General features: G+C 64.6%; 12 protein-coding genes. 3 read left to right on the forward strand and 9 right to left on the reverse strand.

Annotated features, from left to right (window positions below; all coding sequences use genetic code 11):
- Positions 1-88: 88 nt before the first annotated feature.
- Positions 89-805 (forward strand): FadR/GntR family transcriptional regulator, encoded by a 717-nt coding sequence (locus SD72_RS13545; RefSeq protein ID WP_042544999.1) that lies wholly within the window; start codon positions 89-91, stop codon positions 803-805.
- Here SD72_RS13545 and SD72_RS13550 read toward each other — a convergent pair.
- Positions 783-1466: a transaldolase family protein gene (locus tag SD72_RS13550; RefSeq protein ID WP_042545000.1), complete on the reverse strand. Its 684-nt coding sequence runs from the start codon at positions 1464-1466 to the stop codon at positions 783-785. The genes SD72_RS13545 and SD72_RS13550 overlap by 23 nt on opposite strands.
- A gap of 96 nt (positions 1467-1562) precedes the next feature.
- Between SD72_RS13550 and SD72_RS13555 the strand changes: the two genes are divergently transcribed.
- Positions 1563-2531, forward strand: a complete 969-nt coding sequence (locus SD72_RS13555) for a ribokinase (RefSeq protein ID WP_042545001.1) — start codon at positions 1563-1565, stop codon at positions 2529-2531.
- Entirely contained in the window at positions 2528-3343 is an 816-nt protein-coding gene (locus SD72_RS13560; RefSeq protein WP_042545002.1) for a GntR family transcriptional regulator, read from the forward strand. Before SD72_RS13555 ends, SD72_RS13560 begins: the two co-directional genes overlap by 4 nt.
- 100 nt (positions 3344-3443) lie before the next feature.
- Here SD72_RS13560 and SD72_RS13565 read toward each other — a convergent pair whose 3' ends face one another.
- The 8 genes from SD72_RS13565 to SD72_RS13600 all read right to left on the reverse strand — a co-directional run bounded on the left by SD72_RS13565 (position 3444) and on the right by SD72_RS13600 (position 13449).
- Positions 3444-4697, reverse strand: coding sequence for an alpha-hydroxy acid oxidase (locus tag SD72_RS13565; RefSeq protein WP_232299788.1), 1254 nt, complete (start codon positions 4695-4697; stop codon positions 3444-3446).
- Positions 4694-5419, reverse strand: a complete 726-nt coding sequence (locus SD72_RS13570) for an ABC transporter ATP-binding protein (RefSeq protein WP_042545003.1) — start codon at positions 5417-5419, stop codon at positions 4694-4696. The genes SD72_RS13565 and SD72_RS13570 overlap by 4 nt, the downstream gene beginning before the upstream one ends.
- Positions 5420-5421: 2 nt before the next feature.
- The gene (locus tag SD72_RS13575) at positions 5422-7149 is read right to left on the reverse strand and encodes a branched-chain amino acid ABC transporter ATP-binding protein/permease (RefSeq protein WP_042545004.1); all 1728 of its coding nucleotides are present in this window, start codon (positions 7147-7149) and stop codon (positions 5422-5424) included.
- 3 nt (positions 7150-7152) lie between these two features.
- Positions 7153-8028 carry a branched-chain amino acid ABC transporter permease gene (locus SD72_RS13580; RefSeq protein WP_042545005.1) on the reverse strand — a complete coding sequence of 292 codons (876 nt, stop codon included), beginning with the start codon at positions 8026-8028 and terminating at the stop codon, positions 7153-7155.
- Positions 8029-8057: 29 nt separating this feature from the next.
- Positions 8058-9236 (reverse strand): ABC transporter substrate-binding protein, encoded by a 1179-nt coding sequence (locus SD72_RS13585; RefSeq protein WP_042545006.1) that lies wholly within the window; start codon positions 9234-9236, stop codon positions 8058-8060.
- 251 nt (positions 9237-9487) lie between these two features.
- Positions 9488-11164, reverse strand: coding sequence for an ATP-binding cassette domain-containing protein (locus tag SD72_RS13590; protein ID WP_042545007.1), 1677 nt, complete (start codon positions 11162-11164; stop codon positions 9488-9490).
- Between the two features lie 403 nt (positions 11165-11567).
- On the reverse strand, positions 11568-12581 hold the full coding sequence (locus SD72_RS13595) for an aldo/keto reductase family protein (protein ID WP_042545008.1): 1014 nt from the start codon (positions 12579-12581) through the stop codon (positions 11568-11570).
- Positions 12582-12618: 37 nt separating this feature from the next.
- Positions 12619-13449 (reverse strand): SDR family oxidoreductase, encoded by an 831-nt coding sequence (locus tag SD72_RS13600; RefSeq protein WP_042545009.1) that lies wholly within the window; start codon positions 13447-13449, stop codon positions 12619-12621.
- Positions 13450-13573: the final 124 nt, after the last annotated feature.

Consider the following 13573-nt stretch of genomic DNA (forward strand, 5'->3'; position numbering starts at 1 on the left):
GACTTTTTCTCCTTTTCCCCTCACCGTTCAGCGGCGCCGCGCGCAAAGGTCGGAGCGAAACATCCAACCCATGATTAAGATGACATGCATGGCTGTCACTGATGAGGCGATCGAAAAGATCAAGGCGATGATCGTGTCAGGCGAACTCGCGCCGGGAGACAGGTTGCCACCCGAGAAGGAACTCTCTGACCGGCTCGGGCTGTCACGCAACTCAATGCGCGAAGCAGTGAAAGCCCTCGAGGTGATCCGAGTGCTCGACGTTCGACGCGGAGACGGCACCTATGTGACAAGCCTTGAGCCGCACCTGCTCCTCGAAGCTATCTCGTTCGTGATTGATCTCCACGACGACGACTCGCTCCTCGAAGTATTTGCCGTTCGCAGAATGCTCGAGTCGCAAGCGACCGGGCTTGCCGCGACATATGCCACTGCAGGCACGCTTGCGGCTCTGCATGGTGAAATCGAAGCGGGCGCACGCTCCGAGACGTTGGACGAACTCGTCGAACACGACAGCAGATTTCATAGCGAAATCGCACGAGCAACCGGGAACGGGTACCTAGCGAGCCTCATTGAGAGCTTAAGCAGTCAGACGATCCGTGCCCGAATCTGGCGGGGGCTCACTGAGCAGGATGCGGTGCAGCGCACGCTCCTCGAACACCAGGCGATCGCCGATGCCATCGAACAGAAAGACGCAGTACTCGCTGCCGCGCTTGCTACCGCGCACATTGCTGGCGTCGAACGCTGGCTCGCGCAGGCCGCAGCAAGTGGCGACCCGAGCGCTCCGGCTACGGGACCAGCGGGACGCTAAGCCGAGCCATCTCCGCGTCGAACTCCGCTGCTGACGTTTCACTCACTGCGTGAAAGAGCATCTCTTCAATGACCGAAGGTGCAGCCGTGAAGTACGGGACATCAGCGAGCCGAAGGGCGACGATGTCTGCTGCCGACCGGAGACTCGCGGCGAGGACATTCGTGTCCGTCCCTGCACACACGGCCTGCATCGCGGAGATCAGTCCATCCCCATCCATCCCTGCATCCCGCATCCGCCCAAGGTAGGGCGCAATGTAGGCGACGCCGAGTGTCGCGCACGTGAGCGCCTGGGCGACGGAGTACACCGCCGTCACCAGCACGGTCACCCCCTGAGCGGCGAGCCACCTCGCGGCGGCAAACCCCGCTGCCGTTGCTGGAACCTTGACCACGACGCGCTCACCGAGAGCGATGAGTGCTTCCGCATTGCGCAAGTATGCGGCGGTGTCGCCACCCCACGTCTGAAAGAAGATCTCCCGCGCCCCCTCGGACTCCCACCTCGCGTAGAGCTCAGGAATATCACCCGCGACCTTCCCTCCCCTGGCGAGAATCGTCGGGTTGGTCGTAACGCCGTGGACGAGACCCGCATTGAGAAGCGAAGCAACCCGATCCACCTCGGCGCTGTCTACGTACAGCCGGGGGCGCACCGAAGCGAGATTGGTCATGAAGAGCCTCCGTATCACGCAGCCTGTCATTACAGGCATGAATTCCGCTAGTGTAATGAGCAGCAGTCCACGAAGTCAACGAGGATCAGGAGCACCATGTCCGTAACCGAGATCCCCAGCCGACGCGGCGTGGTTGTTGTCGGCAGCGTCACCGCCGACCTCACCACCTTCTCCCAGCGACTCCCGGCCAGGGGTGAGACGATCCTCGGCGATGACTTCACACTTGTACTCGGCGGCAAAGGCGCCAATCAGGCGGTCGCAGCCGGCCTCGCAGGCGCACCAACCAGCTTCGTCGGCTGCGTGGGCGACGACCTCTTTCACCGGCTCGTTGTCGAGAGCCTGAGCGCGGCAGGGGTAGACATCACCCACCTACGCACCGTGCAGGGGCCGACCGGCATCGCCCACATCAGGGTCGATGACTCGGCGCAGAACGACATCGTCACAGTGCCGCTCGCCAATTCCGCACTCGATGCGACCCAGATCGACCGTGCGCTCACCGCGCTCGCCCCGACGACCGCAGTTCTCCTTACGCAGCTGGAGACCCCGTCCACGCTCACCGAGTACATCACGGGGCGGGCGCGAGAACTTGGGATCACCACGATCCTCGACCCAGCACCCGCCGCGCCGCTACCCGACGCAGTGTGGCGCAACGTCGACATCGTCACACCGAACGAGACCGAGGCGACCCTGCTCAGCGGCATCACCGTCACCGATGCGCCCTCGGCAGCACTCGCAGGAGCGTGGTTCCTTGAGCGCGGCGTTGGGGCGGCCGTCATTACGCTCGCAGATCAAGGCTCGTGTGTGGTCACGCCAACGTCAACCACCGTGATCGGCGCGTTCCCCGTGACGGCGATCGATACCACGGCCGCCGGCGATGCTTACGCCGGCTACCTCGGGGCGGCGCTCGCAAGCGGCGCCGAACTCGCCGACGCGGTGCAGCTGGCCGCAGCAGCAGGAGCGCTCGCGGTGACCAAGCGCGGTGCCTCCCCCAGCCTGCCGGGGCGCGAAGAAGTCGATGCCCTTCTTGCCGAAAATGCCGCAGCCGAGGGGGCGACAGCGCTATGACTACCGAACTCAGGTCAATCGACCGCCACTCAGCTGCCCCGATGTACGACCAGCTGCGGCAGCTCCTGATCGACTCCATCGAGCGCGACGGGCTACAGCCGGGCGACCCGCTCCCCGGTGAGCACCGCTTGTGCGAGCAGTACGGGGTGTCCCGCACTGTGGTGAGACAGGCGCTTGCCCAACTCGAGCACGAAGGCCTTGTCGAGCGCGTCAAAGGCAAGGGGACATTCGTGTCGCGGCCCCGCACGAGCGAAACACTCGCGCACACGCTCGTCGGACTCTTCGAAGATGTCGGAAGCCGTGGTGGCCAGGTGCGCAGCGACGTACTACGCCACGAACGAGCCGAAGCAGACACGGAAATCGCTCAGGCCCTCGAACTGCCACTCGGGGCGCCCGTTGTCGTCCTCCAACGACTGCGCTACGTTGACGGGGAACCGTGGTCGCTCTCGACCACGTGGATGCCGGAGGGCGTCGGCCGCTCCACCCTAGGAGTGGACTTCTCTGAACGTTCGCTCTACCAGTTCCTCGCACGAAACGGCATCGCCTCGAGTCGTGGGGTGCGCTCAGCCGAGGCGACCGTTGCGACTCACGAGCAGGCACAGTATCTCGGGGTGAGTGCCGGCTCCGCGCTGCTGAGGCTCCGCAGCGTCAGTCGAGATGAAGCCGACCACCCCATCGAATACTTCGTTGCGTATCACCGCGGCGACCGCTCACGCTTCGAGTTCGAGGTCAAACGTGAGCAGTCACTCGCCTCGCTGCTACACATTGACGACAGTGGAGATGCCTCCCGGGCAGGCAGCATCCACCTCTAGCCACCACCGGGCCCCACGAACAATGGGTCCGCGCCCCACACCCGTCGAGGTGCGCGGTCACTCCGCGCCAGTCCGTGAGTCTCAGCGCGGCTACGTGTCGCTAGCGCGCGTCGCGGAGAGTGACCCTCCCACGCAGTTCCGCTACGCTTTCGACGCCGGTGAGCTGCATCGTCCGCAGCGCCTCCGAGCGCATGATCTCGAACATGCGGTCGACGCCTCGCTCGCCACCGGCCATGAGCCCGTAGAGGTAGGCTCTGCCAACCATGCAGGCATCGGCCCCAAGCCCAACAGCCGCGAGCACATCGGCCCCCGACAGAATCCCCGTGTCGAGGAAGATCTGGGCGCGGCCATTGACGGCCTCCGCGACGTGCGGGAGCAGCTCGAGGGGCGTTGGTGCGCGGTCGAGCTGGCGGCCACCGTGGTTCGAGACGACGATCGCGTCGACGCCAAGATCCACAACGCGCCTCGCGTCCTCGACCGACTGGATGCCCTTCACCACGAGCGAGCCCTCCCACTCGTCCCGCAGCCACTGCAGGTCCTCGAGGCTGAGGCTCGGGTCGAACATCTGCCCAACAAGCTCAGCGACGGTGCCGTCGAACGATTTCAGGCTCGCGAACTCGATCGGCTCGGTGGTGAGGATGTTCGCCCACCAGTTCGGGTACATCGCGAAGTCGATGAAGGTCTTCATGCTCAACGACGGCGGGATCGTCAGACCGTTGCGGGTATCGCGCAGACGATTTCCTGCCACTGGCGTGTCGACCGTGAGCACGAGTGTGTCGTAGCCAGCGGCCCGCACCTGCTCGATGAGCTGCCTCGTCGCGTCGCGGTCCTTCCAGAGATACAGCTGGAACCAGTTGTCACCGCTCGGAACCGCGCGCTTCAGGTCAGCTGGTGCGGTCGTGCCCATCGTGGAGAGCGTGTATGGCACGCCCGCACGTGCTGCGGACCGCGCGACAGCGATCTCGCCCTCGTGGTGCATCATCCGGGTGAACCCGGTCGGCGCGAGGATGAGCGGGAAGCTCGCCTCCCTGCCGAGGATCGTCGTGCCAGTACTCACTGCGCCAACATCGTGAAGCACCCGGGGCTCGAACTCCACACGAGAGAAGGCATCGCGTGCGCGCCAGATGCTCAGCTCGGACTCCGCGGCACCGTGCACGTAGTAGAAAACCGACTTTGGCGTGCGTCGCCGTGCCGCCGCCGCGAGGTCTTTCACGGTGAGCGCGCGCTGCAGGCGCCGCTCTACGGGGTCAAGTTCTGGTTTCTTGAACCCCAACAGCGGAGCGAACTCACTCCACTTGGGGAGCTTGCGTTCGATCTTCCGTTGCCCGAGCCCGTCGCCACTGGTCCCACTCACTTCGTGCTGCCACCCGTTCCGAGGTATGCCTGGATAATTCCGTCGTCCGCGAGGAGATCCGCTGCCGTGCCCGAGCGGACGATCTCGCCGTTCTGCAACACGTGCCCCTCATCGGCCGCCTGCAGCGCACGGCGTGCATTCTGCTCAACAAGCACGACCGTTGTCCCGTCAGAGCGGATCTCTTCGATGACGTTGAAGACCTCATCAACGATCATTGGTGCGAGGCCCATCGATGGCTCGTCCATGAAGATGACGCGCGGCTGCGCGAGCATCGCGCGACCGATCGCGAGCATCTGCTGCTCTCCGCCAGACAGCGAGCCGGCAGGGAGTTGCCTGCGCTCGCCGAGCACTGGGAAGCGGTCGTAGATGCCGTCGATCGCCGCAGCGGAGCCTGAACGCAGCAGCCGCGCACCGATCTGGAGGTTCTCGGCGATGGTGAGCGTGCTGAGCACCTGCCTGCCCTCTGGCACCTGCACGAGGCCGCGCTTGACGAGCTTATGCGAACCCGTCCGCGTGATGTCCTGCCCCTCGAAGAAAATCTTTCCGCTCGCAGGCTTGACGATGCCGGTGATCGCGTTGATGATCGAAGACTTCCCTGCGCCGTTGGCACCGACCAGCGTCACCAGCGACCCTGCACGAACATCAAAGGACAGTCCCCTGACTGCCTCGACTTTGCCGTAGGAAACCTTGAGGTCGGTCACGCGAAGAATTGGATCAGCCATGCTTAGGCCCTCCCGTCTGTCGGCGCGGAACCAGAGTCGCCCGCTGTCGTCTTGTCCGACTGGTCATCCTGGGCCGCACCGAGGTACGCCTCGATGACGCGCTCGTCCGCTTCGATCTCAGCTGGCGTGCCGCTCGCGATGAGCTGGCCGAAGTTCAGCACCGCGATGTGGTCGCAGGTTCCGAGCACCATTCCAACGTTGTGCTCGATGAAGATGATCGTGAGACCATCGTTCGCGAGTGATCGGATGAGTTCGGAGAGCGCCTCAGCCTCAACGTGGTTCATGCCTGCCGCGGGCTCGTCGAGGATGAGCACTGACGGGTCAGCGGCGAGGGCGCGCGCGATTTCAAGTCGGCGCTGGTCGCCGTAGGACAACCCCTTTGCTTCAACATTCGCCTTCTCGATGAGGCCGACGCGGTCGAGGCAGCGTGCTGCCTGCGCGAGCGCAGCGCGCTCATCTCGCCGCGCAGAAGGCAGCCAGATGAGACGGCGGAGGAACGTTGGCTTGGCGACCAGGTGCGTGCCGATGAGCACGTTTTCGAGCGCTGTCAGCCGGTTGAAGAGCTTCGAGTGCTGGAAGGTACGGGTGACACCGGCTGCTGCGATGCGATGCACTGGAGTCTTGCCAACCTCGACGCCGAGCACCGTTGCCGATCCGCTTGACGGCGGGATGAGGCCGCTGATCATGTTGACCAGCGTCGTCTTGCCCGCACCGTTCGGGCCGATGAGCCCGACGACGTCGCCGCTTCGCACGGTGAGGTCGACGCCCTGTACCGCGTGCACTCCCCCGTACTCTTTCGCGAGTGCGTTGAGCTGCACGACGAGCTCGCCCTTTGCGGGGTGAGAGCGCCCGGCAACTGGAACGTCAGAGACCCCGAGCGAGGACACGTCGATCTTCTGCTTGCGCCTCGGCACGAGACTCGCAATGCCGCCAGGCAGGTAGAGGATCACGATGAGCAGCAGGAGTCCCGAGATGAACGGACGCAGCCAGCCGGCTTCGATACCGATGCTGCGCTGGATCTCGGGGAGCATCGTCTGGAAGCCACTGCCGAGAATCGGCCCGAAGAAGTTCGTCGAGCCGCCAACCACCGCGGTAACGAGGCCATCAATCGCTGTCGAGAAGCTGAAGTCCTCCGGTGCGATGATCCGCATGAAGTACGCCCAGAGCACGCCGTAGAGGCCCGCGATCGCGCCAGCGGACACGAACGCCGCGAGGCGGTGTTTTCCAACGTCGATGCCGATCGAGCGAGCGGCGAGCTCGTCTTCGCGGATCGCCTCGAGCGCGCGGCCGTAGCGGGAACGCCCCTGCCGCCAGAACCAGTAGGCAACGACGATGAGCAACACCCACGCCACCTCGGGGCCGACAATTTTCGGCACGGACATGCCCTGTGCCCCGCCAGTCCAGGACTGGTTGAGGATGAAGATGCGGATGCCCTCGGCGAAGCCGAGCGTTGCGATTGCGAGGAATACCCCGCGGAGCCGCATGGTTGGCAGACCGAGGATCACGGCAGCGAGGGAGCCGACGACCATACCGATGACGATCGCGACGATCAGCGTCGGAACGGCGCCCCAGCTCGCCGGTGTCGGTGCGAGCGTCGCGGCAACGAACGCGGCAATGCCGGCGAACCCAGCCTGGCCAAGGCTCAGCTGACCTGCCACCAGCACTGCATAGAACGAGTACGCAAAGATGCCGTTCAGGGCAATGAATACGAGAACTGATTCGGTAAACATGGTTTAGACCTCACGCACCTTCCGCTTGCCGAAGATCCCCTGCGGCATCACGAGCAGAATGACGAACAGCAGCGCGAACGCGATGAAGTCGCGCCAGCTCGAGCCGATGTACTGGATCGCGAACACCTCTGCGACCCCGAGCACGAGGCCGCCGACGAGTGCGCCCGGGAGGGATCCCATGCCCCCGACGATGATGACGGCGAGGCCCTTAAGCTCAATCGCCGTCCCCATCCCGAGTTGCGCACTGTTCACGTTCAGGGCGAAGAGCACGCCAGCAACCGCGCCGAGCGCTGACGAGATCGCGAAGGTCATGGCAGTGACGCGGTCGACATTGATGCCGAGCACGCGAGCGGCAGTGGGGTTCTCTGCGACTGCGCGCATCGAGCGGCCAAGCGAGGACCGCTTCACGAGCACGTTGAGCGCAATAACGAGCCCGATGCAGATGATGACGATGGCGAGCTGCACATACGTTGCGCTCGCTCCGAGCATTTCAACCTTGCCCTCCGGCGCCGTGCCCTCGGGGAACCTGCGTGTTTGCGGCCCAAAGAAGGCTTGGAGCACCGCGACAATCATCCCCGCCATCGCTATCGATGCGATGAGGCCGGCGAAGTGGGCGTCTGGTCGGTTCTTCAGCGGGCGGAACGCGACCCGCTCGATAATGAGGCCGAGCACCGCACCAAAGAGAAACACGAGAACGAGGATCACCCAGATCGACAGCTCGAAGGCTTCGGCAAGGCCGATGCCAACGAACGCCGACGCTGCGAACACGGCAGGGTGCGCCAGGTTCAGGCGATCAAGAATGCCAAACACCAGCGTGAATCCGATGGCGAAAAGCGCGTAGATCGAGCCAATAAATAGCCCGTTAAGCAATTGCTGCATGGGTGATCCTCGTTCGAAGCGAAGCGGGCTTAGCGCAGAACGGCGAACTTGCCGTCCTTGACGATCTGCACGACAGCCGGGTGCTCTGCGTCACGATCCGCGTTGATGCTCACTGCACCGAGCGGGGTCGGGACGTCCGTGAGCTGTGCGATCGAGTCGCGCAGGTCGCTACGCTCGGCCGAGCAGTCGGTGCGGATCGCCTCGTCGATGAGGTACAGGGCCGAGTAGGCCTGCGCAGCGAACTGGTCGGGCTGTGCGCCAAACTTCTCTTCGTACGCTGCGAGGAATGCCTGGTTCTCGGGGTTGTCCGAAGCAGAGTTCCATGCCGCACCAACGACGACGCCCTCGGCTGCCGCGCCAGCATCAGCCATGAGCTTCGGGTTGTTGAATCCGTTGCCGCCAACGATGGGCTGATCGATGCCAAGCTCACGCGCCTGCGTGACGAGCGGGATCGCTGCCTCGATGAGCGCGGACACGACGATGGCGTCAGGGTTCTGATCCTTCGCAGCGGTGAGTAGGCTGCGGAAGTCGGTGTCGGCCTTCGAGAACGTGATGGTGTCGAGCACCTCGACGTCGCTCTCACCGAGCGTTTCGGTCATAACCTCGTAGCCCGACTCGGTGAACGCGTCGTCGTTGGAGTACATGACGACAACCTTCTTGAGGTCGTACTCATCGATCACGGCATCAATGGTCTGCGGGATGACCTGGGCCTCGGTGAGCGAGTCACGGAAGACGTACTCGCCGATGTCGGTGATGCCTCCCGCTGTGGTCGAGATGCCCATGACCGGCATGCTGCCCTCGTTCGCGATCGGCATCGCAGCGACGGCGGTGTTGGAGAGCGTCGGTCCGAGCACGATGCTGGTGCCGTTGCCAACGAATGTCTCCATAACGCTGATGCCCTGGCGTGCTTCCGAAGCATCGTCTTCGATGCTCAGCTCGTAGACAACGCCGTCCTTCTCGTTGAGCTCGGCGAGCGCGAGCTCGAGGCCTTCCTGCTGCGAGGCGCCGTAGCTGCCTGCGCCGCCCGTGAGGCTGAGCGCCGCTCCGACCTTGACGGGGCTTTCGATGACGCAGCTCTCACCCGAGCCGGTTCCGACGAGGCCGCCGGTTTCACCTTCTGAGCCACCCGTATCGCCAGAGTTGCTGCAGCCAGCAAGTAGCAAAGCAGAGGCTGATACGACGGCGGCGGCACGAAGCTTCATCTTCATTGAGTTCTCCAAGCAGATCAGGGCACGCTCACGCGTGAACCTCTTAACATATAGGTATCGGATAACGCTGGCACAGGAGTCCAGTTTTTTCAAAGACTCGCCGTGTGCGCGGACAAGATGTAGCCAAACCGCAACATATGTGGTCTGGTGGGGTGCAGAATTCTCGCCCGAGCCTGCGTGCGTCCGGCGATTCCGGCGATTCCTGCGATTCCTGCGATTCCTGCGATTCCTGCGATTCCGACGCTGAAGGCCTAGGCTGCGCGCCGTCCAGCCCCGGTTGCCTCCGCAGGATCGTGCGCGATGCAACGTGGAGCGCTTGCCGCGTCAAGCCTGAGTTCGCGATCGCACATGGCCCGCGCCACCGCCCTGCTCGACGTAATAAGCACGAGCGCAACGTCAGCCCGCTCGCGCACATCAGCGCAGAGCGCGAGTATGCGGTCCCCGGCACGGTCAAAGCGCGGCCCCTCGCACATCAGCACACTCGGATCGTGCGCGAGTGCTCTCGCAATCGCGATCCGCAGCGCCTGCCCGCTCGACAGGTCGCACATCCGTGCGATCAGCAATTCTGGCCCTACTCCCACAAGTGAAAGCAACTCGAGCGCGCGGGTGCCAACGCCGCTCGATGACGCCGCAGGTCGAGTGCGTCGAATGACCCGGCGAAGATGCGTTCGCACCGTGTGTGTCTCGGCCGTCGCACGCGCTGGATCATGCACCACGAGCTGGATCGCCCTGCGCTGCTCCGCGGTCCGCGCTGCGGCCCTTGGCTCCTGCGCCTCACCGGAGAGCAACAACTGGCCTCCAATTCGCAGCGCTGAGCTGGGCCGGAGCCCTCCGACAATCGCCTGTGCGAGCATGCTCTTGCCGCTCCCAGGCCCACCGGTGATCGCGAGCGCACCTCCTGCGGGTAGCTCGACCGAAATGGGCGGCGTGACACGCTGCCCGTCAGGGAGCACGACGGAGAACTCACGCAGCTCTAGCGCGGGGATTGAGGGGGTGTGGTCGCTCGCCTGGCCTGCCCGATCCGCCCCCTGAGCGCCCGCCGCCCGAGGCTTGGTGGCGACGCCCGCGGCGGCCACACGCGCTCCCGTCACGACGCTCATGTTCGTGGCGTCGCGCACAAGCGATACCGCTTGAGCCGCAGAAAAGGCCCGCTCAGGGGTGAATGTCTCGATGATCTGGCCGCCCTCGAGCACGGAAATCTCGTCGGCGAAGCGCTGCGCAAGCGCGAGGTCACGGGTGAGGAGGACCACGGAGGCTTGCAAGACTCGCCGCATTCCGGCGAGCGCGTCAACCACTTCGTCAGCAACCGCGCTGTCAAGGCCGAGCAGCGGCTCATCAAGCACGACGAGCTTAGGGTGCTGCGCCGTCGCTGGCCTCGCGAGCGCCTGGGCGAGGGCCACCCTGCGCCGCAGCCCGGCGTCCAGTGTTGCAGGATCGCGGTCAAGCAGCTTCGCGTCATTCATGCCAAAGCGCGCAAGTGCGGCGACCAGCGTGAGATCGTCGAGCTGCCACCCCGGGAATCGCCCTGCCATCACGGCAGCAATCGCATCCCGCACCGTCGCGAATCCGCCCAGTGCCCCCTCCGGATCCTCTCCAAGCCACGCGACGTGCTCGGCTGGGGAACCAGCTGCGCGATCGAGCGGATCGAAGGCGCCGATGTGCACGCTCCCCGAGGTTCGGGTCAGCCCAGCGCCGAGGGCGCCGCGAAGCGCGGAACCCAGGACGGTCTTTCCTGATCCCTCTCCACCGACGATCGCTCTTACCTGGCCGTGAGGAATACGTGCGGTGAGGTTTCGCAGCACCACCCCGCCTGACTTCGCGTCGCAGCCGACCGTGAGGCGCTCACACGTGATCATTGTCCACCCCTCTTGCCCGCACACCGGTGCCGACTCGTCCTCGCCGCGGCCAAAGTTGCGCTTCGGCCACATTCATCTGATGATTGATATAGGCGAGATCGTAGCACCTTTCTTAGGTAAACCTCACACACATCTGATGTGGAGCGGTGTCGTCTCTCTGTAGGGTCGAACTCACCAGGCGCGCCAAACCGCGCCCGCCGACGCGCACCGCTCCCCGCCGAAGCCCGTGGGCACGGCGGGCATCGGCGCGTCTCAGCGCGGACGCTGGCTCCGGCCAAAGCATACGGTTTCCGCAAAAGTACATGGAATCTACGCGCAGAAACCATGTGCTTTTGCAGAAACCATATGCACTCGTCGGCGGGCGCGGCGCACGGGCGGGCGCGGCGCACGGGCGGGCGCGGGCGGGCTCGGGTCGACCCCGGGGCGGGCGACGAGCGCCGACGGTACCCGTTGGCCGCGGGGTCGGTGCCGCCCGCTAGCTTAGACGGGTCCTAGGCGCGACGTTGTACGTGTCCTCAGCGTCGCGGTTCACCACTGTGCCCAAGGCGTCATCGATCGCGGTGAGCGTGTCGGCGTCGAGCGTGATCCCAGAGGCCTTGACCGTGTCCGCGAGCTGCTCCGGCCGCGACGCCCCCACAAGCGCGGCTGAGACGTTCGGGTTCTGCAGCACCCACGCGATCGCCAGCTGCGGCATCGTGAGGCCGGCCTCCTGCGCGACGGGCTTCAGCCGCTGCACGGCATCGAGCAGGTCGTCGCGCATGAACGACTCGATGAACCGCGAACCACTGTGCGGATCCGTGGCCCGTGAGCCCTCGGGCCGGTCAGCGCCAGGCAGGTACTTGCCCGAGAGGACGCCCTGCGCCATCGGGGACCAGACGATCTGCGAGATCCCGAGTTCCTCCGACGCAGGCACGACCTTCTCCTCGATGACGCGCCAGAGCATCGAGTACTGCGGCTGATTCGAAATCAGTTGCACGCCGAGCTGCTGCGCAAGCGCGTGCCCCTCGCGCAGCTGCTCCGCGGTCCACTCGGAGACGCCGATGTAGAGGGCCTTGCCCTGCCGCACAATGTCGGCGAACGCCTGAAAGGTTTCCTCAAGCGGCGTCTCGTAGTCAAAACGGTGTGCCTGATACAGGTCGACGTAGTCCGTACCAAGGCGCTGCAGTGAACCATTGATCGACTCGAAGATGTGTTTCCGGCTCAGCCCGGTATCGTTTGGCCCTTTTGCGCCGACGGGGAAGTAGCACTTCGTGAAGATCTCGAGACCCTCACGCCGCTGCCCTGAAAGCGCGTTTCCCAGGACCACCTCGGCCGCCTGGTTGGCGTACGAGTCTGCGGTGTCGAACGATGTAATGCCGGCGTCGAGCGCGGCGTGCACCGTCTTCACCGCAGCCTCGTCCCCCACCTGCGAGGCGTGCGTCACCCAGTTTCCGTAGGTGATTTCCGAGACCTTGAGACCACTGTTTCCGAGATAGCGATAGTTGACCATGGGCCCACGCTAACCCCGTTTTGCTCCGTGCGGGCTCTTAGTTAAGGAAGATGTCAGGGAAGAGCCGGTCGTCGGGTGTGCCCGGCACGGCTGCGTACCCCGAAAAGTCCGTCACACCGGCGGCGGCAAGCACCTCTTCGACGATGAGCGTCTGCCCCGTGTACCCAGCGGCCGGCTGCGTGAGCACAGCGTACGCCGCGTCAGCGTAGATCGCGGGCGTGCGGCTTGCTGCCATGACCTTGTCACCGCCAAGGAGGTTCTGCACGGCGGCAGTCGCGATCGTTGTCGCGGGCCAGAGCGTGTTCGCGGCGATGCCCGCGTCTGCGAACTCTGCCGCGAGACCGAGCGTCGCCATCGTCATGCCGTACTTCGCGAGCGTGTAGCCAGTGTGCGCGCCGAGCCACTTTGGCGTCGCGTTCAGGGGCGGCGAGAGCGAAAGGATGTGCGGGTTATCCGAGTTCTGCAGCGCCGGAATTGCGGCGCGCGAGAGCATGAAGGTGCCGCGCACGTTCACATCTTGCATGAGGTCGTACTTCTTCGGTTCGAGGTCGAGTGTGCGCGAGAGGTCGATGACGCTGGCGTTGTTCACGACAATGTCGATCCCACCGAACTCGGCGCGCGTCTGCTCAACGGCACCCGCTACGTCCTCGTCGTTGCGCACGTCGCCAACGATTGCGAGCGCGTTGCCCCCAGCGGCGCGAATCTCCTCGGCGGCGGTGTGGATCGTGCCCTCAAGTTTGGGGTGCGGGGTGTCGGTCTTCGCGAGCATCGCGATGTTCGCACCGTCAGCGGCGGCTCGAAGCGCAATCGCGAGGCCGATGCCGCGGCTGCCGCCCGACATGAGGATCGTCTTTCCGGCGAGGTTCATAACTACTCCTTCGTAATGTGCAACGCCCAACAGGTGCCAGCGTGTCCCCAGCTAATCAGATAGCCGGGAAAAGCTGCAACGTTTTGCGTTTCTTTGCACATCGCCGCCAAGTGCGGCGCCGATA

This window comes from Leucobacter komagatae (assembly GCF_000834055.1).
Taxonomy (GTDB): Bacteria; Actinomycetota; Actinomycetes; order Actinomycetales; family Microbacteriaceae; genus Leucobacter; species Leucobacter komagatae_A.